The 26,111-nt window shown below is 69.4% G+C and carries 23 protein-coding genes; 16 read left to right on the top strand and 7 right to left on the bottom strand.

The genetic code is table 11. The features are described 5' to 3' along the window. The first annotated feature begins 9 nt into the window (after positions 1-9). Positions 10-1,062, top strand: a complete 1,053-nt coding sequence (locus H9658_RS08690; protein ID WP_191825055.1) for a PA5033 family protein — start codon at positions 10-12, stop codon at positions 1,060-1,062. 187 nt (positions 1,063-1,249) lie between these two features. On the opposite strand, the gene H9658_RS08685 is transcribed toward H9658_RS08690, so the two are convergent. The 4 genes from H9658_RS08685 to H9658_RS08670 are packed head-to-tail and all read right to left on the bottom strand — an operon-like array spanning position 1,250 to position 5,907. Continuing rightward, positions 1,250-2,275, bottom strand: a complete 1,026-nt coding sequence (locus H9658_RS08685) for a zinc-binding alcohol dehydrogenase family protein (protein WP_191825054.1) — start codon at positions 2,273-2,275, stop codon at positions 1,250-1,252. Between the two features lie 50 nt (positions 2,276-2,325). Next, complete coding sequence (locus tag H9658_RS08680; protein ID WP_191825053.1) at positions 2,326-3,360, bottom strand: aldo/keto reductase; 1,035 nt, start codon at positions 3,358-3,360, stop codon at positions 2,326-2,328. A 40-nt stretch (positions 3,361-3,400) separates the two neighbouring features. Continuing rightward, positions 3,401-4,675: an SGNH/GDSL hydrolase family protein gene (locus H9658_RS08675; RefSeq protein WP_191825052.1), complete on the bottom strand. Its 1,275-nt coding sequence runs from the start codon at positions 4,673-4,675 to the stop codon at positions 3,401-3,403. Next, positions 4,672-5,907 carry an MFS transporter gene (locus H9658_RS08670; RefSeq protein WP_191825051.1) on the bottom strand — a complete coding sequence of 412 codons (1,236 nt, stop codon included), beginning with the start codon at positions 5,905-5,907 and terminating at the stop codon, positions 4,672-4,674. Before H9658_RS08670 ends, H9658_RS08675 begins: the two co-directional genes overlap by 4 nt. A 95-nt stretch (positions 5,908-6,002) precedes the next feature. On the opposite strand from H9658_RS08670, the gene H9658_RS08665 reads away from it, so the two are divergent. The 4 genes from H9658_RS08665 to H9658_RS08650 all read left to right on the top strand — a co-directional run bounded on the left by H9658_RS08665 (position 6,003) and on the right by H9658_RS08650 (position 9,966). Continuing rightward, on the top strand, positions 6,003-6,914 hold the full coding sequence (locus H9658_RS08665) for a LysR family transcriptional regulator (protein WP_179570602.1): 912 nt from the start codon (positions 6,003-6,005) through the stop codon (positions 6,912-6,914). A 275-nt stretch (positions 6,915-7,189) separates the two neighbouring features. Next, positions 7,190-8,284 carry an OmpA family protein gene (locus tag H9658_RS08660; RefSeq protein ID WP_145701647.1) on the top strand — a complete coding sequence of 365 codons (1,095 nt, stop codon included), beginning with the start codon at positions 7,190-7,192 and terminating at the stop codon, positions 8,282-8,284. A gap of 292 nt (positions 8,285-8,576) precedes the next feature. Next, complete coding sequence (locus H9658_RS08655; protein WP_179570604.1) at positions 8,577-9,083, top strand: hypothetical protein; 507 nt, start codon at positions 8,577-8,579, stop codon at positions 9,081-9,083. Positions 9,084-9,174: 91 nt separating this feature from the next. After that, entirely contained in the window at positions 9,175-9,966 is a 792-nt protein-coding gene (locus tag H9658_RS08650; protein WP_191825096.1) for a pseudouridine synthase, read from the top strand. Here the strand turns inward: H9658_RS08650 and H9658_RS08645 are convergent. Beyond that, on the bottom strand, positions 9,917-10,309 hold the full coding sequence (locus H9658_RS08645; protein ID WP_191825050.1) for an HNH endonuclease: 393 nt from the start codon (positions 10,307-10,309) through the stop codon (positions 9,917-9,919). The genes H9658_RS08650 and H9658_RS08645 overlap by 50 nt on opposite strands. 2 nt (positions 10,310-10,311) lie before the next feature. Then, entirely contained in the window at positions 10,312-11,514 is a 1,203-nt protein-coding gene (gene kbl, locus H9658_RS08640) for a glycine C-acetyltransferase (protein ID WP_179570606.1), read from the bottom strand. A 198-nt stretch (positions 11,515-11,712) separates the two neighbouring features. On the opposite strand from kbl, the gene H9658_RS08635 reads away from it, so the two are divergent. The 5 genes from H9658_RS08635 (at position 11,713) to H9658_RS08615 (ending at position 16,711) form a co-directional block, all read left to right on the top strand. Beyond that, entirely contained in the window at positions 11,713-12,735 is a 1,023-nt protein-coding gene (locus H9658_RS08635) for a sulfate ABC transporter substrate-binding protein (RefSeq protein WP_225209831.1), read from the top strand. A gap of 4 nt (positions 12,736-12,739) precedes the next feature. After that, positions 12,740-13,600 (top strand): sulfate ABC transporter permease subunit CysT, encoded by an 861-nt coding sequence (cysT, locus tag H9658_RS08630; RefSeq protein ID WP_179570607.1) that lies wholly within the window; start codon positions 12,740-12,742, stop codon positions 13,598-13,600. 1 nt (position 13,601) lies between these two features. After that, on the top strand, positions 13,602-14,564 hold the full coding sequence (cysW, locus tag H9658_RS08625) for a sulfate ABC transporter permease subunit CysW (protein ID WP_225209830.1): 963 nt from the start codon (positions 13,602-13,604) through the stop codon (positions 14,562-14,564). Positions 14,565-14,571: 7 nt separating this feature from the next. Continuing rightward, positions 14,572-15,618, top strand: coding sequence for a sulfate/molybdate ABC transporter ATP-binding protein (locus H9658_RS08620; RefSeq protein WP_179570608.1), 1,047 nt, complete (start codon positions 14,572-14,574; stop codon positions 15,616-15,618). Between the two features lie 385 nt (positions 15,619-16,003). Beyond that, positions 16,004-16,711, top strand: coding sequence for a TorF family putative porin (locus tag H9658_RS08615; protein ID WP_191825049.1), 708 nt, complete (start codon positions 16,004-16,006; stop codon positions 16,709-16,711). 124 nt (positions 16,712-16,835) lie between these two features. Here H9658_RS08615 and tdh read toward each other — a convergent pair whose 3' ends face one another. Further along, positions 16,836-17,867 carry an L-threonine 3-dehydrogenase gene (tdh, locus tag H9658_RS08610; protein ID WP_179570610.1) on the bottom strand — a complete coding sequence of 344 codons (1,032 nt, stop codon included), beginning with the start codon at positions 17,865-17,867 and terminating at the stop codon, positions 16,836-16,838. Between the two features lie 163 nt (positions 17,868-18,030). On the opposite strand from tdh, the gene H9658_RS08605 reads away from it, so the two are divergent. From H9658_RS08605 to purF, 6 genes are all read left to right on the top strand, one after another. Continuing rightward, on the top strand, positions 18,031-20,184 hold the full coding sequence (locus H9658_RS08605) for a S46 family peptidase (protein ID WP_191825048.1): 2,154 nt from the start codon (positions 18,031-18,033) through the stop codon (positions 20,182-20,184). A gap of 179 nt (positions 20,185-20,363) precedes the next feature. Beyond that, entirely contained in the window at positions 20,364-21,008 is a 645-nt protein-coding gene (locus H9658_RS08600) for a histidine phosphatase family protein (RefSeq protein WP_191825047.1), read from the top strand. A 366-nt stretch (positions 21,009-21,374) separates the two neighbouring features. Continuing rightward, positions 21,375-22,634, top strand: a complete 1,260-nt coding sequence (gene folC, locus H9658_RS08595) for a bifunctional tetrahydrofolate synthase/dihydrofolate synthase (RefSeq protein WP_191825046.1) — start codon at positions 21,375-21,377, stop codon at positions 22,632-22,634. 68 nt (positions 22,635-22,702) lie between these two features. After that, positions 22,703-23,746, top strand: a complete 1,044-nt coding sequence (locus H9658_RS08590; protein ID WP_191825045.1) for an SPOR domain-containing protein — start codon at positions 22,703-22,705, stop codon at positions 23,744-23,746. A gap of 97 nt (positions 23,747-23,843) precedes the next feature. After that, on the top strand, positions 23,844-24,611 hold the full coding sequence (locus tag H9658_RS08585; RefSeq protein WP_191825044.1) for a CvpA family protein: 768 nt from the start codon (positions 23,844-23,846) through the stop codon (positions 24,609-24,611). A 28-nt stretch (positions 24,612-24,639) separates the two neighbouring features. Continuing rightward, positions 24,640-26,106 carry an amidophosphoribosyltransferase gene (gene purF, locus H9658_RS08580; RefSeq protein ID WP_179570616.1) on the top strand — a complete coding sequence of 489 codons (1,467 nt, stop codon included), beginning with the start codon at positions 24,640-24,642 and terminating at the stop codon, positions 26,104-26,106. Positions 26,107-26,111 lie beyond the last annotated feature (5 nt).

Here is a 26,111-nt window from a genome sequence, read left to right as displayed (position 1 = left end):
GAGTTTCCCATGCGCCATCCGATCCGAAACATGGGCTTTGCGCTGTGCATGGCCGCAGCCGCGGCCGCACCCTCCCAGGTCTTCGCACAGTCGTGCAGCACGTCCACCGCCTATTACGGGGAACTGATTCAGGCCGCCGACCTGGACGGCAACGGCAGTCTGGAAGCGGTCTGCAACGGCTACAGCGAAATCAATGTCGTCAGCGGCAGCGCCGCCGCCCGCTATCCGCTGAGCAACACCCCCTGGACGCTGGCCTCGGTCATCGACGTGGACGGATCGCCCGGCGCGGAGGTGGTGCTCAAGCAGGGCAACCAGCTCACCATCGTCAAGCACTACGCGCGCACCACGGCCGCCATCTATATCGGCACCACCAGTTGGGACATCGGCGCATTCGCCGACGTGGACGCCATCGCCGGCAACGAGATCGCGATCACCACGCCGACCTTGCTGCGCATCGTCTATCCCAGGAACGGCAGCATCACCGACCACTACATCGGCACCGCCTCGCGCGTCGTCGCCGGCGCCGTCGCCGACATGGACGGCCTGCCCGGCGCCGAAATTCCGCTGGAAGCCGGCAGCAACCTGGTGGTCTACGGCCGCAATACAGGGCTGCGCACGACCTGGCTCACCAACGGCACCAACTGGAAGATCTGCGCCGACATCGCCAACTGCGCCAGCGACATGAATGGCGTCGCCGGTGCCGAACTGCTGCTCGCGTTGCCCAGCGAAGTGAAGATCTACTCGCTGAAGTCGGGCGCATTGAACAGCTACTGGATCGGCAGCCAGTACGCGACCCTGGACAACGGCGTGCGCGACCTGGACGGCGTGGCCGGCAACGACGTCGCGATGGCGCAGGGCGGCAACGGCAACCTGCTGATCCTGCGCCCGGCCAGCGGCACCCTGCAGACCATCAACGGTGCCGGCAGCTTCGGCAGTTCGTGGACGCTGGTCGGTTATGCCAATCTCGACGGCGTGGCCGGGGACGAGATCCGGGTCCGCTCCAACAGCAACAACCGCATCTACCGTGTCTACCCGCGCTCGGGCACCGTGTCGGTCGAATGAGCGCGGGCCCCGGCGCGGACGCGGTCCGCGGCCGCGCCCAGGGGCAGCGACGGCGCGCGGTCGCCGGCGGCGATGCGATCGCCGCCTGCGACCTGCGCAGGCAGATCCAGCGTCGATCCTTTTAAAGCTGGCGCGGACGCCGTTCCGACGCCAGCCATCGCCGCCGCGGCGCTCGCGGCGGCGCAGTTCAGCCCCAGCCGGCCAGCGCCAGCTTGCCGATGGTGCTGCCCGATTCCAGTCGCCGGTGCGCTTCGCGCAGATTGGCCGCATCGATCGGCGCCAGCGTCTCGGTCAGCGTGGTGCGCAACGCGCCGGCATCGATCAGGCTGGCGGTGCGCGCCAGGATCCGGTGCTGCTCGATCATGTCGGCGGTCTTGAAGCGCGCCCGCGCGAACATCATTTCCCAGTGGATGCCGATGCACTTGGCCTTGTACGGATCGCCGATGCGCAGCGCGCCGGCGGGTTCCACGATCAGGCCGACATGGCCCTGCGGCGCGACCAGTTCGCCGAGCGCGTCCCAGTAACGATCGGTGTCGGCCAGGTTCAGCGCCGCATCCACCTGTTCGATGCCCAGCGCCTGCAACTGCGGCGCTAACGGCTGGCGGTGGTCGATCACGTGCTGCGCGCCCAGTTGCAGGCACCAGTCGCGGGTCTGCTGGCGCGAGGCGGTGGCGATGACCTCGAAGCCGGCGTGCCGCGCAAGCTGGATCGCGATCGAGCCGACGCCGCCGGCGCCGCCGATCACCAGCAGCCGGCGGCCGCGGTTGCGCTCGTCGTCGAAGTCGAACGGCATGCGCTGGAACAGCAGTTCCCAGGCGGTCAGCGTGGTCAGCGGCAGCGCCGCGGCCTGCGCGAAGTCCAGCGTCGCCGGCTTGCGCGCGACGATGCGCGCGTCGACCAACTGGTATTGCGCATTGCTGCCGGAACGGGTGATGTCGCCGGCGTAGTAGACCTCGTCGCCGGGTTCGAAACCCTCGACATCGGCACCGACCGCCTCGACCACGCCGGCAGCGTCGTAGCCGAGCACCTTGGGCTGCGCTTCCACCCGCGGCTTGGGGGCGCGCACCTTGGTGTCGACCGGGTTGACCGACACCGCTTCGACCCGTACCAGCAGGTCGAAGCCGGTGGGAGCGGGCGGGGTGGGCAGGTCTGTATCGAACAGCGACTGCGGATCGTCGATCGGCAGGTAACGGGTCAGGGCGACGGCTTTCATGGTGTCTCCAGGAGTGGGGAGCGGTTGTTTCGGCGCGCGGCGTATTCGACTCAGACCGGTCGCGGATTGCGCTCGGCGAAGCCGCGCTGATGCCAGTACGGATACGGCGGCACCACCGCGCTGGCCGCGTCCAGCCGTTGCACCTGTGCGGCGTCGAGATTCCAGCCGACCGCGCCCAGGTTCTGCCGCAACTGCTCCTCGTTGCGCGCGCCGATGATGACGCTGCTCACCGTGGGCCGCTGCAGCAGCCAGTTCAGCGCGATCTGCGGCACGCTCCTGCCGGTCTCGGCGGCGATCGCGTCGAGCGCGTCGACCACCCGGTACAGGCGCTCGTCCTCGACCGGCGGGCCGGCCTCGGTGACCTTGCTGTTGTGCAGGCGGCTGCTTTCCGGCAGCGGCTGGCCGCGGCGGAGCTTGCCGGTCAGCCGGCCCCAGCCCAGCGGGCTCCACACCACCGCGCCGACGCCCTGGTCCAGCCCCAGCGGCATCAGTTCTTCCTCGTAGTCGCGGCCGATCAGCGAGTAGTAGGTCTGATTGGCGACGTAGCGCGACCAGCCATGGCGGTCGGCCACCGCCAGCGACTTCATCAGGTGCCAGCCGGAGAAATTGGACATGCCCAGATAGCGGATCTTGCCGGCACGGACCAGGTCGTCGAGCGTGGACAGGGTTTCTTCCACCGGCGTCTTCGCATCGAAGCCGTGCAACTGGAACAGGTCGATGTAGTCGGTGTCCAGGCGCTTGAGCGCGGCATCGACCGCGCGCAGCAGGTGGAAGCGCGAGGAGCCGACGCTGTTCGGATCGTTGGGGTCGAAGCGGAAGGTGACCTTGGTCGAGATCAGCACCTGGTCGCGGCGGCCCTTGATCGCCGCGCCCAGCACCGATTCGGCGGCACCGCCGGAATAGATGTCGGCGCTGTCGAACAGGTTGACCCCGGCCTCCAGGCAGATGTCGATCAGGCGTCGCGCCTGGTCCACGTCCGAATTGCCCCAGGCAGCGAAGAAATCGTTCGAGCCGGCGAAGGTGCCGGTGCCGAAGCTGAGGACGGGGACCTTGAAGCCGGAGGCGCCGAGATGACGGTATTCCATGGTGAGGATTCCTTTGCGGGGGAACGGAAGGGAGGTGCGATCAGCGTCGCGAGGCCGCGGCGGGATAGGCGTTGGCGTTGTCGCCGAGCACGCGCGCGGCGGCCTCGGCCATGGCGGCATAGCCGGCATCGCCGGGGTGCAGGTGGTCGCCGGAATCGAACGCGGGCAGCATGCGGGTGGGGTGCGCGGGGTCGCGGAGCAGGGCGTCGAAATCGATGATCGCATCGAAACCGTTGCCATCGCGTATCCACGCATTGACCTGCTGGCGCACGCGCTCCTTGTCCGCGCTGTAGTAGCCGCGGATCGGGGTGTCCGGCAACGCGCCCTCGAACGGGGTCAGCGTGGCGCCGATCACGCGCAGGCCGCGCGCCTGCGCACGCTGCAGCAGTTGCCGGTAGCCGGCGATCAGTTCCTGCGCGGCGACCGGCGCATCGTCCGGCGCGAACGGCGTGGCATACCAACTGATGTCGTTGATGCCGATCAGCAAGACCAGCGTGCGCACCCCGGGTTGCGCCAGCACGTCGCGATCCAGCCGCGCCAGCGCATTGCTGCCCATGCGGTCGCGCAGCACGCGGCCGCCGGAGATCCCGGCGTTGAGCACCGCCACGCGCTGCGCCGCCAGCCGCGTGGCCAGCTGGTCCGGCCAGCGCCGATCGCTGCCCGGGGTGGACGCGGCGCCGTCGGTGATCGAATCGCCCAGCGCCACCACCGCGCCGGCGGCGTCGGCGCGGCGCACCTGGATGCCGCTGACGAACAGTCGCACCGGCAGCGCCGCGGCGTCGTCCAGCGCCGCATCCGCGGTGCGCTCGCCGGCGGCCAGCCAGGCGCTCTGCAGGCCTTCCCAGTGGAAGGTGGACGGCGCGGTCGGCTGCGGCAGGTACAGGCTGACGCTGAGCCGGGCCAGGTCCGGCACGTTCAGTGCGACCGGATCGCTGAGCGCCGGTGCGCCGGGCGGGATGGTCACCGCGCGCTGCCCGCCGAAGCGCAACTCGCGGTCCGAGCCGGGCACGATCGCCGCGCCGTCGCCGGCCAGCGCCAGGTGCGCGGCGCCGATCTGCAACGGCGCGCGGCCGTAGGCGTTGGACAGTTCCACCCGCACCGTCTCGCCGCCCAGGCTGACCCGCGCCACCTGGCGCACGGTCTGCCGCCACAGGTTGAACGGGGTCTGGGTCGGGAACGGGAAGTCGGCGGCCCACAGCGGCTGCGGACTCGCCTGCCAGGTCGCGACCCAGTCGCGCTCGGCGGCGCCGGCCGGTAACGCAACAGCGCCGAGCAAGGCCGTGGCCAGCGCGGCCTGGCGCAGCTGCCGGCTCATGCCGCACCGCCCGCGGCGCAGGCCGCCGCCGGCGCAGGTTCGGATGCGGGCGACAGCCGCAGCGCCAGCAGCGCCACCGCCAGGCCGGCCGCAGTGACCAGCGCCGCCGCCCAGGGCAAGTGCGCCAGGCTGCCGCCGTGGCCGATCACCAGTCCGCCGAGCCAGGCGCCCAGCGCATTGCCCAGGTTGAACGCGCCGATGTTCAGGCTCGACGCCAGATGCCGTCCGGCGTCGCCGGCCTTGCCCAGCACCCACAGCTGCAGCGGCGCCACGGTGGCGAACGCCGCCACCCCGAGCAGGCCGACCAACAGCACCATCGCCGGCGCCGAGCGCAGCGCGAAGGCCAGCGCCGCCAGCACCAGCGCCAGCAGGCCCAGGGTCAGCGGCAAGGCCTGCCGCGGATGGCGGTCGGCCAGGCGCCCGCCGAGCACGTTGCCGACGATCATGCCCACCCCGAACACCAGCAGCAGCGGCGACACCGCGCCGTCGGCCAGACCGGTGACCCGGGTCAGGATCGGCTGGATGTAGGTGTAGACGGTGAACACGCCGGCATAGCCGAGCACCGTCGTCGCCAACCCGAGCAGCACCGGCGCGCGACCGACTGCGTGCAGTTCGGCGCGCAGCGGCGGCGCGGGCGTGGCGTCGTCGCTGGCCGGGACCAGCGCGGCGATCACCACGGTGGCCAGCAGGCCGATCGCGGCCACCGCCCAGAACGTCGCGCGCCAGCCGAACTGCAGGCCCAGCCAGGCGCCGGCCGGCACCCCCAGCAGGGTGGCGACGGTGAGTCCGGTGAACATGGTGGCGATCGCCGAGGCCTTGCGCTGCGGCGCCACCAGGCCGGTGGCGACCACCGCGCCGACGCCGAAGAAGGTGCCGTGCGCCAGCGAGGTGACCACCCGCGCCGCCATCAGCGTGGCGTAGTCCGGCGCCAGCGCGCAGGCCAGGTTGCCGGCGGTGAACACCAGCATCAGCGCCACCAGCACGCGCTTGCGCGGCCAGCGCCGGCTGGCCACGGTCAGCAGCGGCGCGCCGACGAACACGCCCAGCGCATAGCCGGAAATCAGCAGCCCGGCCGCGGGCACGCTGACCTGCAGGTCGGCCGCGACCTGCAGCAGCAGGCCCATGATCACGAACTCGGTGGTGCCGATGCCGAACGCGCCGGCGGTCAGCGCGAACAAGGCGAGCGGCAGCCGCGGCGGCGGCGCGGTGGCGGGCGAAGGGGAGGGGGGCATGGTGGTTCCGGAAGGCGGGAGGACCACAGCCTATGACCGTGCTTTATCAGCACAAACTGGCAATATGTTGAGTGACTTTCAACGGAATCGAGAGAATGGACCGGATCGGCGACATCGCGCTGTTCCTGCGCGTGCTCGACCTGGGCTCGATCAGCGCCGCCGCACGCAGCCTGGACCTGTCGGTGGCGGTCGCCAGCCAGCGGCTGAAGCGGCTCGAGCGCGATCTCGGCGTGCGCCTGCTGCACCGGACCACACGGCGCCTGCATCCCACGCCCGAAGGCCTGCAGCTGGCCGAACAGGGCCGTGCGCTGGTCGAGGACCTGGAGTCCTTGGCCGGCGGCCTGCGCGAAGCCGGCCGCAGCGCCGCCGGCACCTTGCGGGTGACCATGTCGGCCTCGTTCGGGCGCCAGTACGTGTCGCCGCTGCTGCCGCAGTTCATGGCCCTGTATCCGCACATCCGGCTGAGCGTGCACCTGAGCGACAACGTGGTGGATCTGGTCAGCGAGGGCTTCGACCTGGCGATCCGGATCGGCGCGCTGCGCGATTCCAGCCTGGTGGCGCGGCGCCTGGCCGGCAACCGCCGGGTGTTGTGCGCCGCTCCCGACTACCTGCGCCGCCACGGCGAACCGGCCACCCCGGCGGACCTGGCCGCGCACGCCTGCCTGCTGCTGACCGGCGCCGAAGGCCGCCAGGACACCTGGCACCTGCACGGCGCCGAGGGCGAGGTGGCGGTCAAGGTCGGTGGGCCGCTGGAATCCAACTTCGGCGAAGTGCTGCGCGATGCGGTGCTGAATGGCCAGGGGATCGCCCTGCATTCGGTCTGGCATGTGGCGGAGGATCTGCGGCACGGGCGCCTGCGCCAGGTCCTGCCGCAGTACACGATCGCCGAGACCGGCATCTACGCGGTGATGCCGCAGCGCCGGCTGGTGCCGCCGCGGGTGCGCGCCTTCGTCGAGTTCATGCAGGTTCAGCTGGCCGATCCGCCGCCCTGGGAGCGCCTGGAGTGAGACGGACGTGCAAGACCGGCACACTGTCTACAAGCGCCGGAAGGGCCCCAAGCACCGCATTGCATCATTTCATGAAGCTGTATACGGTGTATCCACGAGCGCCGAGGGTCTGGCCGTGGGTTTCACATGTTACGTGCCTGTTAACGCGGTCTTCACCATGCCGAGCATAATGTGCGCGGCGATGGCGTGCGGAACGGCCGTCTGGATGTGACGAGACATCTGTACTGAACCATGCCCTATCGGTTTCTATATCCCCGAAACAAGGAGCTGTATTAATGAACAAGAAAATTCTCACCGCCGCATTGCTGGGCGGTCTGGCCGTCGCCCAGGCAGCGTCCGCACAGGAATTCGACGACCGCTGGTACCTGACCGGTTCGGCCGGTTTCAACTTCCAGGACAACGACCGTCTGACCAACGACGCCCCGTTCGTCACCCTGGGTCTGGGCAAGTTCGTCAGCCCGAACTGGTCGATCGACGGTGAACTGAACTATCAGAACCCGAACTTCGACGCCAACCAGGACCTGAACTGGAGCCAGTACGGCATCTCGTTCGACCTGCGTCGCCACTTCATCCAGGAAGGCCGTGGCTGGAACCCGTACCTGCTGTTCGGTCTGGGCTACCAGCGTTCGGAAGAAGAGTTCGACACCGGCGGCGCCGTGTCCCCGGGCCAGCGCAAGGACGGCAACTTTGCCGCCAAGGCCGGCGTCGGTCTGCAGACCACCTTCGACAAGCGCGTTGCCGTGCGTGCCGAAGTGGCCTACCGCGCTGACTTCGACGACCAGAGCGTTGCCGCTCCGTCCGAGAACTGGTTCGGCGACGTGCTGGCTTCGGTCGGCGTCGTGATCCCGCTCGGCCCGCCGCCGTCGGCTCCGGTTGCCGCTCCGGCTCCGACCGCTGCCCCGAGCTGCGCGGACCTGGACGACGACGGTGACGGCGTCAACAACTGCGACGACAAGTGCCCGACCTCCCAGCCTGGCCAGACCATCGGTCCGGACGGTTGCCCGGTGCCGGTCTCGATCGACCTGAAGGGCGTCAACTTCGACTTCAACAAGTCGACCCTGCGTCCGGACGCGATCGCGATCCTGAGCGAAGCCACCGAGATCCTGAAGCGTTACCCCGACCTGAAGGTCGAGGTCGCCGGTCACACCGACTCGAAGGGTACCGACGCTTACAACCAGAAGCTGTCCGAGCGTCGTGCGACCACCGTGTATGACTACCTGACCAAGAACGGCGTGGACGCTTCGCGTCTGGTCGGTCCGATCGGTTACGGCGAGAGCCGCCCGATTGCGCCGAACACCAACCCGGATGGTTCGGACAACCCGGAAGGCCGTGCGAAGAACCGTCGTACCGAGCTGAACGTCCAGAACTAATCGGACGCTTCATGCTTCAGGCAAAGCCCGGCCTCGCGCCGGGCTTTGTTTTTGTGCGCCCGGAAAACCTCGCGCGCTTCTGTAGGAGCGGCTTCAGCCGCGACAGTTCCTCTCCGGCAACGCCAATGTCGCGGCTGAAGCCGCTCTTACAAAGGCGGCAAAAAGCTCTCTGCCAAGCTGAACTTTTTCAGCCTTCCCAATTATTTAGCGCATGCAGTGCCGGTATCGGTTGAAACTGCGCCTGGCCCTGCCTACACTCGCGGCGTCGTCTCGCCTGAATGGAAAAAAACCGATGCTGCGTATCGTTACGGCCGGCCTGCTTGGTCTTGCCTTGATTCCTGCCGCTCACGCCGCACCGGATTGTTCCGGCGACGTGCTGCCCAAGCCGCTGCCGCTGCCGGCCACGGTCGGTGCGCCGATCGCCTCGGAGCTGTACACGCGCAACCTGCAGCTGGGCATGCCCAGCGGCGTGCTGGCGCAGTCCTACAGCAGCGACCAGTCGCTGGACCGGGTGCTGCTGCGGCTGCGCGCCGAGGGCTGCCAGAGCCTGGCCAACGCGATGCCGGCCGGCGGTGCGGTGAAGCCGAACGATCCGGCCGCCTACAAGCCGACCACCGCGTTCGACAACACCCCGTGGCGCTTCGACATGAGCCAGAACGGCAAGCGCATGACCGCCGAAGAGTTCGACGCCTGGATGAAGGCGCGCGGCGTGCGCGTGGTCAAGGCGCGTCCGGCGCCAGCCGCGGTGCCCGCCGCCGCACCGGCGCCCGACGCGGCCGCGCCGGTCGACAAGCAGTAAGCGCGGCGCGCGGTCGCCGACCGCGCCTGCGTACTAAGCGCGAGCGGTGAAATCTCCTTCGCGTTCCCGCCGCCCCGCATCGCGCACGTCGGTGCCGGCGGCCAGCGCCCCGCGGTCGCCGCGCGCGGCTGCGGCCGGCGAAGCCCGCCACGGCCTGGCGCGCACGCTGTCCAAGCTCGGCCTGTGCTCGCGCACCGAAGCCGCGCGCTGGATCGCCGCCGGCCGCGTCGCGGTCGACGGCCGCACCGTCACCGATCCCGAATTCCCGATCCTGCGCGGCCGCCACCGCCTGGCGCTCGATGGCCTGCCGCTGGCTGCCACGCAGCGCCTGTACCTGATGCTCAACAAGCCGCGCGGCCTGGTCACCACCGCGCAGGACGAGCGCGGCCGCGATACCGTCTACCGCTGTTTCGACGGTGCCGGGCTGCCCTGGCTGGCGCCGGTCGGGCGCCTGGACAAGGCCAGCGAGGGCTTGTTGCTGTTCTGCAATGATCCGCAGTGGGCGGCACGGGTCGCCGATCCGGCCAGCGGCCCGGACAAGACCTATCACGTGCAGGTCGATGCGCTGCCCGATGCGGCATTGCTGGCGCGCATGTGCGCCGGCGTGGTCGCCGACGGCGAGCCGCTGCGCGCCAAGCAGGTGCGGCTGCTGCGGCAAGGCGACAAGCACGCCTGGCTCGAAGTGGTACTGGACGAGGGCCGCAACCGGCAGATCCGGCGCCTACTCGCCGAACTCGATCTGGGCGTGCTGCGCCTGGTGCGGGTGGCGATCGGCGGGCTGGCGCTGGGCGAACTGGGCAAGGGCGCCTGGCGCGAACTCAGTGCCGCCGAGGTCAGGGCGCTGGCGCCGGCAGCGGACGCCAGCGCGCCAGCCGTGCGCTGAGCAGGGCGGCGACCACCGCGTAGGCGCGCGCATCCTGCGGGCCGCGCGCATCGTGATGGCGGCCCTTGGTGTGGTTGCAGCTGGCGCAGGCCAGCGCCAGATTGCGCGCATCGTTCGGGTCGCCGCCGACCAGGGCGCACAGCGGCGCTGCCGCGCGGCGGCCGAACCAGGCCTGCGGCACCACGTGCTCCAGCGTGCTGTGGCCGAGCGGTTCGCCGTCGGCGCGCAGGCGCAGGCGCCGGCGGCAATGCAGGCAGCGCGTCTCCCAGCCGTCCTCCAGCGCTTGCGCGTGTGCATCGGTCCGCGCCGCCAGCAACAGCCGTTGGCGCAGGACCGTGCGCATGCTCAGGCGGGGATGACGTTCAACTCGCGGCCGATGCGGACGAAGGCGTCGATCGCCCGGTCCAGCTGCGCGCGGGTATGCGCGGCGCTGATCTGGGTGCGGATCCGCGCCTGCCCCTTGGGCACCACCGGGAAGAAGAAGCCGATCGCATAGATGCCTTCCTCCAGCAGCCGTTCGGCGAAGCGCTGCGCCAGCGGCGCGTCGTACAGCATCACCGGGCAGATCGGGTGGGTGCCGGGCTTGATGTCGAATCCGGCCGCGGCCATGCGCTCGCGGAAGTGGCGGGTGTTCTCGACCAGTTGCGCGCGCAGGTCGGCGGCCGCGTCCAGCATCGCGAAGGCCTTGATCCCGGCGGCGACCACGTGTGGCGGCAGCGAATTGGAGAACAGGTAGGGGCGCGAGCGCTGGCGCAGCAGTTCGATCACCTCGCGCCGGCCGGTGGTGAAGCCGCCCAGCGCGCCGCCCATGGCCTTGCCCAGGGTGCCGGTGAAGATGTCGATCCGGTCCATCACGCCCTTGACCTCGGCCGAGCCGCGGCCGGTCGCGCCGAGGAAGCCGGTGGCGTGGCACTCGTCGATATGCACCAGCGCGCCGTACTGCTTCGCCAGCGCGGTGATCTCGTCCAGCGGGGCGATGAAGCCGTCCATCGAGAACACGCCGTCGCTGGTGATCAGCTTGGTCTTGCAGCCGGCCGCATCGGCGGCCTGCAGCTGCGCTTCCAGGTCGGCCATGTCGCAGTTGGCGTAGCGGAAGCGCTTGGCCTTGCACAGGCGCACGCCGTCGATGATCGAGGCATGGTTGAGCGCGTCGGAAATGATCGCATCGGCCTCGCCGAGCAGCGGCTCGAACAGGCCGCCGTTGGCGTCGAAGCAGGCGGCGTAGAGGATGGTGTCCTCGGTGCCGAAGAACTCGGCGATACGCGCTTCCAGTTGCTTGTGCAGGTCCTGGGTGCCGCAGATGAAGCGCACCGAGGCCATGCCGAAGCCGTGGGTGTCCAGCGCGTCCTTGGCCGCGGCGATCAGCGCCGGATGGTCGGCCAGGCCCAGGTAGTTGTTGGCGCAGAAGTTCAGCACGCGGCGGCCGTCGGCCAGCACGATCTCGGCCGACTGCGGGCCGACGATGATGCGTTCGGACTTGAACAGGCCCTGCGCGCGGATCGCGTCCAGTTCGTCGGCGTAGTGCTGGGTGAGGCGGGAATCGGTCATGACGGGCACGCGCAGGCGGGAGAGGTGGAGATTTTAACGCGGCGTGTGCGAAGGTCGGCGGGCGTCATGCAAAAATGGCATAAGCATCGACGGCGAAGTCATTTCACCGGACCAATGCGGCTGCGCAGCATGGCGCACTGGCCGTGGTCGCATGGCCGGACCGCCCGTGCCCCCTGACCCTCTTCCGGAGATCCGTCCATGCCCAGCCTCCTGCCGCGCCGATTCAGCCCGCTGCTCGCGCTCGCGCTGTGCGCGTTCGCCGGCACCGCCGCCGCGCGCGACGTGCAGCTGCTCAACGTGTCCTACGATCCCACGCGCGAGCTGTACCGCGACTACAACGCCGCCTTCGCCAAGCACTGGGAGCAGACCCACAGCGGCGACAAGGTGACGGTGGAAACCTCGCATGGCGGTTCCGGCAAGCAGGCGCGCTCGGTCATCGACGGGGTCGAGGCCGATGTGGTGACGCTGGCGCTGGCCTACGACGTGGACGCGATCGCCGACAAGGGCAAGCTGATCGATCCGGGCTGGGCCAAGCGCCTGCCCGACAACAGCGCGCCGTACACCTCCACCATCGTGTTCCTGGTGCGCAAGGGCAACCCGAAGAAGATCAAGGACTGGCCGGACCTGCTGCGCACCGGCGTGTCGGTGATCACCCCGAATCCGAAGACCTCCGGCGGCGCGCGCTGGAACTACCTGGCCGCCTGGGCCTACGCCGACCACATCTTCAAGGGCGACCGCGAGCGCATCCTCGGCTACATGCGCGCGCTGTTCCGCAACGTGCCGGTGCTGGACACCGGCGCGCGCGGCGCCACCACCACCTTCGTCCAGCGCGGCATCGGCGACGTGCTGCTGGCCTGGGAGAACGAGGCGTTCCTGGCGCAGGAGGAACTGGGCAAGGACAAGTTCGAGATCGTGGTGCCGAAGCTGTCGATCCTGGCCGAGCCGTCGGTGGCGGTGGTCGACAAGAACGTGGACAAGCACGGTACCCGCGACGTCGCCGAGGAATACCTGAAGTATCTGTATTCGCCGGAAGGGCAGAAGATCGCGGCCAAGCACTACTACCGCCCGCGCCATCCCGAATACGCCGACCGCGCCGACATCGCGCGCCTGCCGAAGGTGCAGCTGGTGACCATCGACCAGGCGTTCGGCTCCTGGGCCAAGGCTCAGGCCGAGCACTTCAACGATGGCGGGCTGTTCGACCAGATCCAGGCGAGCAAGTGACGCGATGGGAGTGAATGCCGCCGCGGCCACGCGCGCTCCGTCGCGGCGCAGGGTGATTCCCGGGCTCGGCCTGAGCCTGGGCATCACCCTGACCTGGCTGGGACTGGTGGTGCTGATCCCGCTGCTGGGCGTGGTGCTCAAGACCAGCGGCCTGGGCTGGCACGGCGTATGGCAGGTGTGGAGCGAGCCGCGGGTGCTGTCGGCGCTGCGGGTCAGCTTCGGCACCGCCTTCGTCGCCGCCGCGTTCAATGCGGTGATGGGCACCTGGGTGGCTTGGGTGTTCGTGCGCTACCGCTTCCCCGGCAAGCGCCTGTTCGACGCGATGATCGACCTGCCGTTCGCGCTGCCGACCGCGGTGGCCGGCATCGCGCTGACCGCGCTGTACGGCGGCAACGGCTGGGTCGGCCGCTGGCTGGAACCGTTGGGGCTGAAGATCGCCTACACCCAGCTCGGCATCGTGGTGGCGCTGGTGTTCGTGGGGCTGCCGTTCGTGGTGCGGATCGTGCAGCCGGTGCTGGCCGAGGCCGAGCGCGACGTGGAAGAGGCCGCGGCCACGCTCGGCGCCGGCCGCTGGCAGACCATCCGCCGCGTGGTGCTGCCGGCGCTGTGGCCGGCGGTGCTGACCGGATTCGCGCTGGCCTTCGCGCGCGGCATCGGCGAGTACGGCTCGGTGATCTTCATCGCCGGCAACCTGCCCAACGCGACCGAGATCGCGCCGCTGCTGATCACCATCCGCCTGGAGGAATTCGACTACGCCGGCGCGACCGCGATCGCCGCGGCGATGCTGCTGCTGTCGTTGCTGATGCTGCTGGTGGTCAACGGCGTGCAGGCGCGCTTCGCGCGGCGCGGTCTGGCGGCGCATTGAGATGAACGATACCGTGTCCAGCTTGACCATCCCGTTCTCGGAGACTGCGTTGAGCGCATCGCCGCCTGCTGCCCGCCGTCGCGTCGCTTCGGTCACCACCGAGCCGTGGTGGGTGCAGGTGCTGCTGATCCTCGGGGCGCTGGGCTTCCTGCTGTCGTTCCTGTTCCTGCCGCTGCTGCTGGTATTCGTCGAGGCGCTGCGCGGCGGTATCGGCGTGTTCTGGCGGGCGATCTCCGATCCCGATGCGCTCGCGGCGATCCGCCTGACCCTGCTGGTGACCGCGATCGTGGTGCCGTTGAACCTGGTGTTCGGCGTGGCCGCGGCGTGGGCGGTGAGCAAGCACTCCTTCCCCGGCAAGCGCCTGCTGGTGAGCCTGATCGACCTGCCGTTCTCGGTGTCGCCGGTGGTCGCCGGCCTGGTCTTCATCCTGATCTTCGGCCGCAGCGGCTGGGCCTGGCCGCTGATCGACGAAGGCTGGCGGCTGCACCTGCCGGTGTTCGGCGAGGTGCTGCTGCAGCTGCCGCGGATCGTGTTCGCGCTGCCCGGCATCGTGCTGGCGACCACCTTCGTCACCTTCCCGTTCATCGCCCGCGAGCTGATGCCGCTGATGGAGCAGCAGGGCAGCGACGAGGAACTGGCGGCGTTGAGCCTGGGCGCCAACGGCTGGCAGATGTTCTGGCGGGTGACCATGCCCAACATCCGCTGGGGTCTGCTGTACGGCGTGCTGCTGTGCAGTGCGCGGGCGATGGGCGAGTTCGGAGCGGTGTCGGTGGTGTCCGGGCATATCCGCGGGCGCACCAACACGCTGCCGCTGCACGTGGAGATCCTCTACAACGAGTACGCCTACAGCGCCGCGTTCGCCTGCGCCAGCCTGCTGGCGCTGACCGCGCTGCTGACCCTGGCGCTGAAGTCCTACCTGGAATGGCGCCACGGCGAATCGCTGGCCGCCAATCACCGACACTGAGGTTGCGATGACCATCCGCGTACAGCACCTGGGCAAGCGTTTCGACGAGTTCGTCGCGCTCGACGACGTCAGCCTGGACATCCGCCAGGGCGAGTTGCTGGCATTGCTGGGGCCGTCCGGCTCGGGCAAGACCACCTTGCTGCGGGTGATCGCCGGGCTGGAGCATGCCGACGCCGGGCGCGTGCTGATCGACGGCGAGGACGCGACCGGTCTGCCGGTGCAGTCGCGCCGGGTCGGCTTCGTGTTCCAGCACTACGCGCTGTTCCGGCACATGACCGTGCGCGACAACATCGCCTTCGGCCTGCGCGTGCGCCGCGGCGCCGAGCGCCTGGCCGAATCGGCGATCCGGGCGCGGGTGACCGAACTGCTCGCGCTGGTGCAACTGGACGGGCTGGAGTCGCGTTACCCGACCCAGCTGTCCGGCGGCCAGCGCCAGCGCGTGGCGCTGGCGCGCGCGCTGGCGATCGAGCCGCGCGTGCTGCTGCTGGACGAACCGTTCGGCGCGCTCGACGCGCAGGTGCGGCGCGACCTGCGGCGCTGGCTGCGCGAACTGCACGACCGCACCGGGCTGACCACGGTGTTCGTCACCCACGACCAGGAAGAAGCGCTGGAACTGGCCGACCGCGTGGCGATCCTCAACCGCGGGCGCATCGAACAGCTCGGCAGCCCGGCCGACGTCTACGACCGCCCGGTGTCGCCGTTCGTGTACGGCTTCGTCGGCGCGGTCAACCGGCTGCCGGCACAGTTGCACGACGGCCAGCTGCAGGTCGCCGGCCTGGCGCTGCCGGCACCGGACACGCCGCTGTCCAGCGGCCCGGTCGACCTGTACGTGCGCCCGGAAGACCTGGCGCCCAGCGACAGCGGCTGGGCGGCGACGGTGCTGTCCTCGCAGCGCAGCGGCTCGCGCCTGCGCCTGCGCGCGCAGCTGGCGCATGGCCAGGACGAAGTGGAAGTGGAACTGCCGGCGGGCGAGGGCGCGACGCGCTATGCGCCCGGCCAGGTGCTGCAGCTGAGCGCACGCCGCTTCGGCCTGTTCGCGCAGCAGCGCGGCTAACGGATTCGGGATACGGCGCGCAACGGCGCTCGCGCGTTTCGCTCGTCGTCTTTGCACTCGACGGCATGTGCGGAAGCGACTTCTGTGGGAGCGACTTCAGTCGCGACGCCCGTTACCTGGGAAGCCCGTCGCGACTGAAGTCGCTCCCACAGTGTTCCCGGCCGGCAATCAGAATGAGAGGCGGGCCGGTCCGCTGGCGCGGCGCAGACCGCGGGCGCATGGCGTAGACAAGGTTTGACCCGAAGGACGCAGCCGCAAGGCCTGCGATGACTTGGTTTGTCTTGAAAGTGTTGCACTGCAAGAAAAAACCGGTTAAAAAAGTGTGAAGCCAGCATGGCAGTACGCGCTGGAACCACCCCCTCGTCAACCCGCAGGAGAATTACCGGTGAACAAGATCAAGCTTGGTGTCGCCCTGGCCGTGGCGCTGGCCGCCTCCCCGCTGAGTGCGTTGGCCCAGGACGAGGCCGCTGCCTCGCCGATTACCGGCTCCTATGGCGTGGTCAGCGACTACGTGTTCCGCGGCGTCTCGCAGACCAACGAAGGCCCCGCGTTCCAGGCCGGCCTCACCTACACCTCGCCGTTCGGCCTGTATGTCGGCACCTGGGGTTCCAACGTCGATTTCGGCGCCGGCGACCCGGATTGGGAAGTGGACGGCTTCATCGGCTACAACGTCGATTTCTCCGAGAACTGGAACTTCGACGTGATGGTCAACCGCTACGGTTATCCGGGCTCCGGCAAGTCGAACTACAACGAACTGATCACCAAGACCAAGTTCCTCAAGACCTACTCCTTGACCGTGGCGTATACCGACGACGTCTACAACCTGGACGAGGACAGCTTCTACTACGCGCTGGACGGGAACTGGAGCCTGCCGAACGACTTCAGCATCGGCGCGCACGTCGGCCGCACCACCTATGCCAGCGCGCTGGCGCAGTACCAGGACTACACCGACTACAGCGTCAGCGTCGGCAAGATGGTCGGTCCGCTGGCGTTGAGCGTGGGCTACTACGACACCGACGACAAGGGCAACCAGAACTTCACCGAGAAGCTGGCCGACCACCGCTTCGCGGTCTCTGGAACGATCGCGTTCTGATCCGCGCAACACCGTCGCGAACGAAGAAGGGCGCCTTGCGGCGCCCTTCTTCTTTGTGCGATCGCCAGGCCGACGACGCACGTCCTGGCGGCGCAGCGCGGCATCGCCGCCGCCGCGCCGGACCTCACCAGCTCAACACCACCTTGCCGGCCTTGCCTTCTTCCATCAGGTCGAAGCCCTTCTGGAACTCGTCGATGGTCAGTTGGTGGGTCAGCACCTTGCCGAGCGGGAAACCGGACAGCACCAGCTGGGTCATCTTGTACCAGGTCTCGTACATCTTGCGGCCGTAGATGCCCTGCACGGTCAGGCCCTTGAAGATGATCTTGTCCCAGTCGCAGCCGGCGCCGCGCGGCATGATGCCGAGCATCGCGATCTTGCCGCCGTGGTACATGCAGTCGAGCATGTCGTTGAACGCGCGCGGGTTGCCGCTCATCTCCAGGCCGACGTCGAAGCCTTCCATGTGCAGGTCGGCCATCACCTCCTTCAGCGAGGTGTTGGCGACGTTGACCACGCGCGTGGCGCCCATGTCGGCGGCGAGCTTGAGGCGGAAGTCGTTGACGTCGGTGACCACCACGTTGCGCGCGCCGATGTGCTTGCAGATGCCGGCGGCGATGATGCCGATCGGGCCGGCGCCGGTGATCAGCACGTCCTCGCCGATCACGTCGAACTCCAGCGCGCAGTGCGCGGCGTTGCCGTACGGATCGAAGAACGCGGCCAGTTCGGACGGGATCTGATCCGGGATCGGCCACAGGTTGGAGGCCGGCATCACCATGTATTCGGCGAAGGCGCCGTTGACGTTGACGCCGATGCCGACCGTGTTCGGGCACAGGTGCGGGCGCCCGCCACGGCAGTTGCGGCAATGGCCGCAGACGATGTGGCCTTCGGCCGAGACGCGCTGGCCGACCTGGTAGCCGCTGACCGCCGAGCCGAGTTCGGCGATGCGGCCGACGAACTCGTGGCCGATGGTCAGGCCGGGCTTGATCGTGCGCTGGCTCCATTCGTCCCACAGATAGATGTGCAGGTCGGTACCGCAGATCGCGGTCTTCTCCAGCTTGATCAGCACTTCGTTGGGGCCGGGCACCGGCACCGGCACCTGTTCCAGCCAGATGCCCTTGGCTGCGTCGCGCTTGACCAGCGCCTTCATTGTTTGCGCCATGGCGGTGCAAGACTCGGGTTGAGAGGGCGCGAAGTATAAGCCGGCCACGAACGCGGCCATGTTGCGGCGCGTGCCGGGGTGCCATTGGTCACGGTCGTGGCGGCGGTTGCATTCGTTACAATCTAACGTCTGTCTAACGTTTAGTCGCGAAGGAATCCATTCGATGCGCTCGAATCTGCTGGCTGTCGCCGTCGTCGCCACCCTGGCCTGTGCCCCGGCCGCCCGTGCCGGCGAAGGCATGTGGGTGCCGCAGCAATTGCCGGATATCGCCGGCCAACTGCAGCAGGCCGGGTTGAAACTGTCGCCGCAGCAACTGGCCGACCTGACCGGCGATCCGATGGGCGCGGTGGTGTCGCTGGGCGGCTGCACCGCCAGCTTCGTGTCGCCGCAGGGCCTGGTGGTGACCAACCATCATTGCGCCTACGGCGCGATCCAGCTCAATTCCACGCCGCAGAAGAACCTGATCCGCGACGGTTTCAGCGCGGCCAGCAACGGCGCCGAGCTCAGCGCCGGGCCGAACGCGCGCATCTACGTGCTCGACCGCATCAGCGACGTCACCGAGCAGGCCAAGGCCGCGATGGCCGCCGCCGGCAGCGACGCGCTCAAGCGCACCCAGGCGCTGGAGGCGTTCGACAAGGCGCAGGTCGCGGCCTGCGAAGCCGAGGCCGGCTACCGCTGCGAGCTGTACAGCTTTTCCGGCGGCAATACCTACCGGCTGTTCCGCACCCTGGAGATCCGCGACGTGCGCCTGGCGTACGCGCCGCCGTCGGGCATCGGCAAGTTCGGCGGCGACGTCGACAACTGGATGTGGCCGCGCCACACCGGCGATTTCTCGTTCTACCGCGCCTATGTCGGCAAGGACGGCAAGCCCGCGGCCTACGCCAAGGACAACGTGCCGTACCAGCCCAGGCATTTCCTGAAGTTCGCCGACCAGCCGCTGGGCGCCGGCGATTTCGTGATGGTGGCCGGCTATCCGGGCCGCACCAACCGCTACGCGCTGGCCTCCGAATTCGACGCCACCGCCAACTGGGCCTATCCCACCGCCGGCCGCCAGTACCGCGACCTGATCGCGCTGGTCGAGCAGGCCGGCAAGCAGGATCCGGACATCCAGGTGAAGTACGCGGCGACGATGGCCAGCTGGAACAACGTCGCCAAGAACTACGAAGGGCAGCTGGAAGGCTTCAAGCGCATCGACGCGGCCGCGCAGAAGCAGGCCGAGGAACGCGCGGTGCTGGCCTGGCTCAAGCGCCAGGGCCGCGACGGCCGCGCCGCGCTGCAGGCGCATGCGCAGCTGCTGGCGCTGGACGAGCAGGCCAAGGCCACCCGCGACCGCGACCTGATCCTGCGCCAGATGCGCCGCACCGGCGTGCTCGGCAGCGCGCTGTCGCTGTACCGCCTGTCGATCGAGCGGGCCAAGCCCGATGCCGAGCGCGAACCCGGCTACCAGGAACGCGACCTGCCGGAGATCGAGGGCGCGCAGAAGCAGATGGAACGCCGCTACGTCGCGTCGATGGACGGCCAACTGCAGCGCTACTGGTTCGACCAGTACCTGAAGCTGCCGAAGGCGCAGCGGTTGCCGGCGCTGGACCAGTGGCTGGCCGGCGCCGATGCGCAGGCCGCCGCCGCGCGGCTGGCCGGCACCAAGCTGGGCAGCACCGAGGAGCGCCTGAAGTGGTTGCGCGCCGACCGTGCCGCGTTCGAATCCAGCGACGACCCGGCGCTGCGCTATGCGGTGGCGCTGATGCCGGCGCTGCTGCAGATCGAGCACGAGGAGAAGCGCCGCGAAGGCGAGGAACTGCTGGCGCGTCCGCGTTACCTGCAGGCCTTGGCCGACTACAAGAAGAGCCAGGGCGAGTCGGTCTATCCCGATGCCAACTCCTCGCTGCGCATCACCTTCGGCAACGTCAAGGGATACACGCCCAAGGATGGCGTGGCCTACACCCCGTTCACCACGCTGGAAGGCGTGCTGGCCAAGGACACCGGCGCCGATCCGTTCGATTCGCCCAAGGCCCTGCTCGACGCGGCCAAGGCCAAGCGCTACGGCGGGCTGGAGGACAAGCGGCTGGGTTCGGTGCCGGTCGATTTCCTGTCCGATCTGGACATCACCGGCGGCAACTCCGGCTCGCCGGTGCTCGATGCGCAGGGCAAGTTGGTCGGGCTGGCGTTCGACGGCAACTGGGAGTCGGTGAGTTCCAACTGGGTGTTCGACCCGGCCATGACCCGGATGATCGCGGTGGATTCGCGCTACCTGCACTGGATCATGCAGGAAGTGGCGCCGGCGCCGCGGCTGCTGAAGGAACTGAACCTGGCGCAGTAACCGCGCCTGGCGTGGCGGCGGCCTGTGCCGCCATTGCGCGGCCTGCCGGGCGTTAAACGCCCGGCGTGGCGGCCGCGGAGCGGGATGCGTTTCGGGGGTTTCCGGCGGCGGAGCAGGTATCATGCCGCTCCGTTTTCGCTCGCGAGACGGCAACCTCTCCCCCAACGGAATTCCAGCGCATGCGCATCCTGCTCGCTCGTCACGGCGAAACCCCGTGGAACGCCGAAGGCCGCTACCAGGGCCAGATCGACATCGCGTTGTCGCCGGTCGGCGAGGCGCAGGCACAGGCGCTCGGCGCGCGCCTGCGCGACGTGCCGCTGACCCGCGCGGTGGCCTCGCCGCTGTCGCGCGCGCAGAGCACCGCCCGCTACGCGCTGGGCGCGCAGCGCGAGGCGATGCTGCTGACCGATCCGGACCTGCAGGAGATCGCGCACGGCGAATGGGAAGGCCTGCTCGCCAGCGAGATCAACGACAAGGATCCGGCACGCCTGCGCGCCTGGCGCGAGGAGCCGGACACGGTGCTGATGCCGGGCGGCGAATCGCTGCGCCAGGTGCTGGACCGTTCCTGGCGCGGCCTGACCCGCGCCGCCGAGGGCCTGGGCGAGTACGACACCTTGCTGGTGGTGGCGCACGATGCGGTCAACCGGGTGATCCTGTGCCGGGTGCTGGGCCTGCCGATCGCCAAGCTGTGGAGCTTCCGCCAGGCGCCGACCACGCTGAACCTGCTGGAAGGCCCGGACGTCGAGCACCTGGAAGTGGTGCGGCTGAACGATTGCGCGCACCACACGCCGTTCTTCGGCGAGGCCAAGCATCGGGCGCTGTAGGCGGCGAAATCCGCAAATTTGGAGTGGCGGCTCCGATTCCTGACCGAGTGCACGCTTTTGCTTTTGCTTCGCTTTTCGGGTCCCGTGAGACGCGGCACGTGGCATGGGCGAATACCCCGAAGGGGCGGCGCGCACGATGCGCGCCGTTTTTCGTAGGCACATGGATGTGCCTTCGAAAAATGCCCATGCCACGTGCGCACCCGGAGCGCGAAGCGCGGAGGGCGCGTCGCCCGGGTGTGCTTTCTTTTGGTTACTTTTCTTTGCACAAGCAAAGAAAAGTGACTCGCGCGTCAGCGCGAAAGCTGTTGCTTCCAAGAGGTGGGCGGGTGATCGAACGCGCCTCGTCGAAAGGCTGAAAATACACAGATGAAAACCCTCCCCGAATGGCTCGCCTACATCGAGCAGCAACACCCGCAGGACATCGCGATGGGCCTGGAGCGCGTGCGCGCGGTGGCCGCGCGCATGCGCCTGGACCGGCCGGCGAAGAAGGTCGTCACCGTCGGCGGCACCAACGGCAAGGGCTCGACCGTGGCCTTCGTCGAGGCGATCGCGCGTGCCGGCGGCTGGGCCGTCGGCAGCTACACCTCGCCGCACCTGCTGCGCTACAACGAGCGCGTACGCATCGGCGGGCAAGAGGCCAGCGACGCGCAGCTGGTGGCCGGCTTCGAGGCGGTGGACGCCGCGCGCGGCGACACCCCGCTGACCTATTTCGAATACGGCACCTTGGCCGCGCTGTGGCTGTTCCAGCAGGCCGAGCTGGACCTGGCGGTGCTGGAAGTGGGCCTGGGCGGGCGCCTGGATGCGGTCAACCTGGTCGATGCCGACGTGGCGGTGATCACCACCGTCGATATCGACCATACCGACTGGTTGGGCGCGGACCGCGAGGCGATCGGCGCGGAGAAGGCCGGCATCGCGCGGCCGTGGAAACCGCTGGTGCTGGGCGAGATCGATCCGCCGTCGAGCGTGCTGCGCCGCGCCTATGCGATCGGCGCCAACGCGATCCGCGCCGGCAGCGATTTCTTCCATGAGCCGATCGATGCCGACCAGTGGCGCTGGCGCGACGTCGGCACCGAGCTGGAGTTGCCGTCGCCGCAGCTGCGCGCGCCGGTGCAGCGCGCCAATGCCGCCACCGCCATTGCCGCCTTGCGCGCGCTGCGCAGGGCCTTGCCGCGCACCGCCTACGCCGAGGGCATCGCCGCGGCGCAGTTGCGCGGACGGCTGCAGCCGTTCGTGCGCGACGGCGTCGAGGTGCTGGTCGATGTCGGCCACAACCCGCAGGCGGCGCGCGAACTGGCCGCGGCGCTGCAGGCGCAGCCCTGTGCCGGCGCCACCCGCGCGGTGTTCGCCGCCCTGGCCGACAAGGACGCGGCCGGCGTGGTGCAGGCGCTGGCCGGGCAGGTCGCTGCCTGGCATCTGGCCGGGCTGGCCGGCGCGCGCGGCCAGAGCGGCGCGCAGTTGCAGGCGCGCCTGGCCGGTACCGACGCGGCCGCAGGCGTGGTCGCCGACAGCGTGGCGCAGGCGCTGCAGCAGTCCCTGGCGCAGGCGCGGCCGGGCGACCGGGTGCTGGTGTTCGGCTCGTTCCATACGGCGGCCGACGCCTTGCACTGGCTGCATTCAGCCGGCTGACCGCGCCGGCAGCCGGCCGACCTTATAATCGCTGCGGCACTCCGCCATGCCGCCCCCTCTAGCTTTCCGTGGATACCGTCCTGAAACAGCGACTGATTGGCGCCCTTGTCCTGGTGGCGCTCGCCGTGATCTTCCTGCCGATGCTGGTCAAGGGCCCCGCGCCCGACAGCGGCGTCGCCAATGTTCCGCTGAAGGCCCCGGACGCTCCGGCCGACGGCCAGTTCCAGACCCGCGAGTTGCCGCTGGTGACGCCGGGCGACGCGCCCAGCGGCGGTGCCGTGGGCATGGCCAGCGCGCCGGCCGCGGCACCGGCGCCGGTGCAGGACAACCCCGACGCCGCCGACCTGGCCACGCCGGCCGCGGCCGGCAGCGCCGCGCAGCCGTTGCCGCCGACCGTGGCCGCCGGCAACTACGCGGTCAATTTCGGCGCCTATTCCACCCAGGCCGACGCCGATGCGGTGATCGCGCGGCTCAAGCAGGCGCAGCTGCCGGGCTTCCGCGAAGCGGCCACGATCGGCGGGCGCCAGGCCTGGCGCGTGCGGATCGGCCCGTATGCCGACCGAGCCCAGGCCGAGTCGGTACGCCTGCAGGCGGTGAAGGTGCGCAACGACGTCAATGCGCAGGTGGTGACCCTGGACGCGCCGAGCGCATCCTCGGTGGCCGCCGCGGCGACGCCGGCAGCGACCGCGGCGCCGGCCAAGACCGAAACCCTGCCGCCGGAGCCGGCCAAGCCGGTGGCCGCGGCCAAGCCGCCGGTCGCCGCGGCGCCCAAGCCTGAGCAGCCCAAGCCCGAGCCGGCCAAGCCGGCCGCGACGCCGGCGCCGGTCGCGGCGGCCAAGCCCGCTCCGAGCGTGCCGAGCGTGCCGGCCGCGTCCGGCACCGGCTTCGCCGTGCAACTGGGCGCCTTCGCCAAGGCCGAGGATGCCAACGCGTTGCGCGACAAGGTTCGCGCCGCCGGATTCAGCGCCTTCGTCGAACAGGTGCGCACCGACAAGGGCGCCTTGAACCGGGTGCGGGTCGGCCCGGTCGCCAATCGCGCCGATGCCGAACAGCTGCGCGCGCAGGTCGCCTCCAAGGTCGGCATCAGCGGTATGGTACGTCCACACCCTTGAACCGGGCTTCGGCCCGTGGAGTCGCAAGCATGTACCAGGGAAGGGAACCGCGGCGCGCTGCCGCCGCCATGGTGCGGCCCGGCCGCAGGAGGCGCGCATGATCGATATGGTGTTGCTGTCGGTGATCCTGGTCTCGGCGCTGCTCGGCGCGCTGCGCGGCTTCGTCGGCATCGTGGTCGGCACGTTGTCGTGGCTGCTGTCCGGCTGGGCCACCTTCCAGTTCGGCGGCAACGCCGGCCGCTGGCTGGCCGACGGCGCGCATCCGAGCATGACCTACTATCTGGGCGGCTACGCGCTGACCTTCGTGGTGACGATGGCGGTGGTGGGCATCACCGGCATGGTGATCCGCAGCGCGGTCCGCGCCACCGCGCTGTCCGGCACCGACCGCGCGCTCGGCTTCGGCCTGGGCACGCTGCGCGGCGGGTTCTTCGCCGCGGTGCTGGTGCTGCTGATGAGCTTCACCCCGCTGACCCGCGAGCAGGCCTGGCGCCAGTCGGTGGTGTTGCCGGTGCTCAGCCCCGGCGTGCACTGGATGCGCGCGCAGCTGCCGGACTGGCGCATGCCGCAGATGCCGCAACTGGACATGTCGCAGATGAACCTGCAACAGATGAACATGCAGCAGATGGATTTGGGCAAGTTGCCCCTGGCAGGCGATAATGCCGCCCTGGGCAACGCCCTGTCGGCCAGTGGCCTGCAGGACGTGATGTCCAAGGCCCTGGGGCGTCCGGGTGCCCAATCCGCGCAGCCCGGCGGCGACCCGACCCAGGTCCTGCCTGCGAACATCGATCCGGCGCAGGCGCGTCCGGCAGCAAACGACCCGGCACGGGTCGAATCCAACGGCCAGGCACGGCCACCTTCCCAATAGCGGCGCAGTCGCCGCGGAGAGCGTTCAAATGTGTGGCATCGTCGGAATCGTCGGCAATCAGAATGTCGCAGCGCAACTGTATGACGGCCTGGCCGTGCTGCAGCACCGCGGGCAGGATGCCGCAGGCATCGCCACCGCCGATGGCACCCGCCTGCGCGTGCAGAAGGCCAATGGCCTGGTCCGCGACGTCTTCGACGAGAAGCGCATGGCGGTGCTGGAAGGCCGGGTGGGCATCGCCCATTGCCGCTATCCCACCGCCGGCTCGGAAGGCATGGACGAGGCGCAGCCGTTCTACGTCAATTCGCCCTACGGCATCGCGCTGGCGCACAACGGCAACCTGATCAACACCGAGGCGCTGCGCCAGCAGGTGTTCGAGGCCGACCGGCGCAACATCAACACCGATTCGGACAGCGAAGTGCTGCTGAACGTGTTCGCCTACGAGCTGGACGCGCAGCGCATGCTGACTCCGGAAGCGGCGATCCGCGCGGTGGCCGGCGTGCACCGCCGCTGCAAGGGCGGCTATGCGGTGGTCAGCGTGGTGCTGGGCCTGGGCCTGGTGGCGTTCCGCGACCCGCACGGCATCCGTCCGCTGGTGCTGGGCAAGCGCGAGGGCGTGGAAGGCGACGAATACATCGTCGCTTCCGAATCCTCGGCGCTGGACATTCTCGGCTTCACCCGCCTGCGCGACGTGCGCCCGGGCGAGGCGCTGGTGATCACCGGCCGCGGCGAGCTGTTCTCCGAGGTCTGCGCCTCGCCGACCGACCACACCCCGTGCATCTTCGAGTACGTGTACTTCGCGCGCCCGGACTCGATGATCGACAACGTCTCGGTGCACAAGGCGCGCATGCGCATGGGCATGAAGCTGGGCGAGAAGATCCTGCGGCTGCGCCCGGACCACGACATCGACACCATCATCCCGATCCCGGACACCTCGCGCGACGCCGCGCTGGAGATGTCCAACGTGCTCGGGGTGAAGTACCGCGAGGGCTTCGTCAAGAACCGCTACGTCGGCCGCACCTTCATCATGCCGGGGCAGGTCGAGCGGGTGAAGTCGGTGCGCCGCAAGCTCAATCCGATTCACCTGGAATTCCGCAATCGCGTGGTGCTGCTGGTCGACGATTCGATCGTGCGCGGCACCACCAGCCGGCAGATCGTGCAGATGGCGCGCGAGGCCGGCGCGCGCAAGGTGTACCTGGCCAGCGCCGCGCCGCCGGTGCGCTACCCGAACATCTACGGCATCGACATGCCGGCCGCCGACGAGCTGATCGCTCATGGCCGCAGCGAGCAGGAGATCCAGGAATTCCTCGGCTGCGACTGGCTGATCTACCAGGACCTGGAAGACCTGGAGACCGCGGTGCGCGAGGGCAACCCGGAACTGAAGACCTTCGATTCCTCGTGCTTCAACGGCGAGTACACCACCGGCATCGAGCCGGGCTACTTCGAGCGCATCATGCAGCTGCGTTCGGACGAAGCGAAGAAGAAGCGCCGCGCCTGACGCGG

Origin of the sequence: Xanthomonas bonasiae (assembly GCF_014836395.1) — a bacterium.
Taxonomy (GTDB): Bacteria; Pseudomonadota; Gammaproteobacteria; order Xanthomonadales; family Xanthomonadaceae; genus Xanthomonas_A; species Xanthomonas_A bonasiae.
This window is presented reverse-complemented; position numbering and strand designations above follow the sequence as displayed.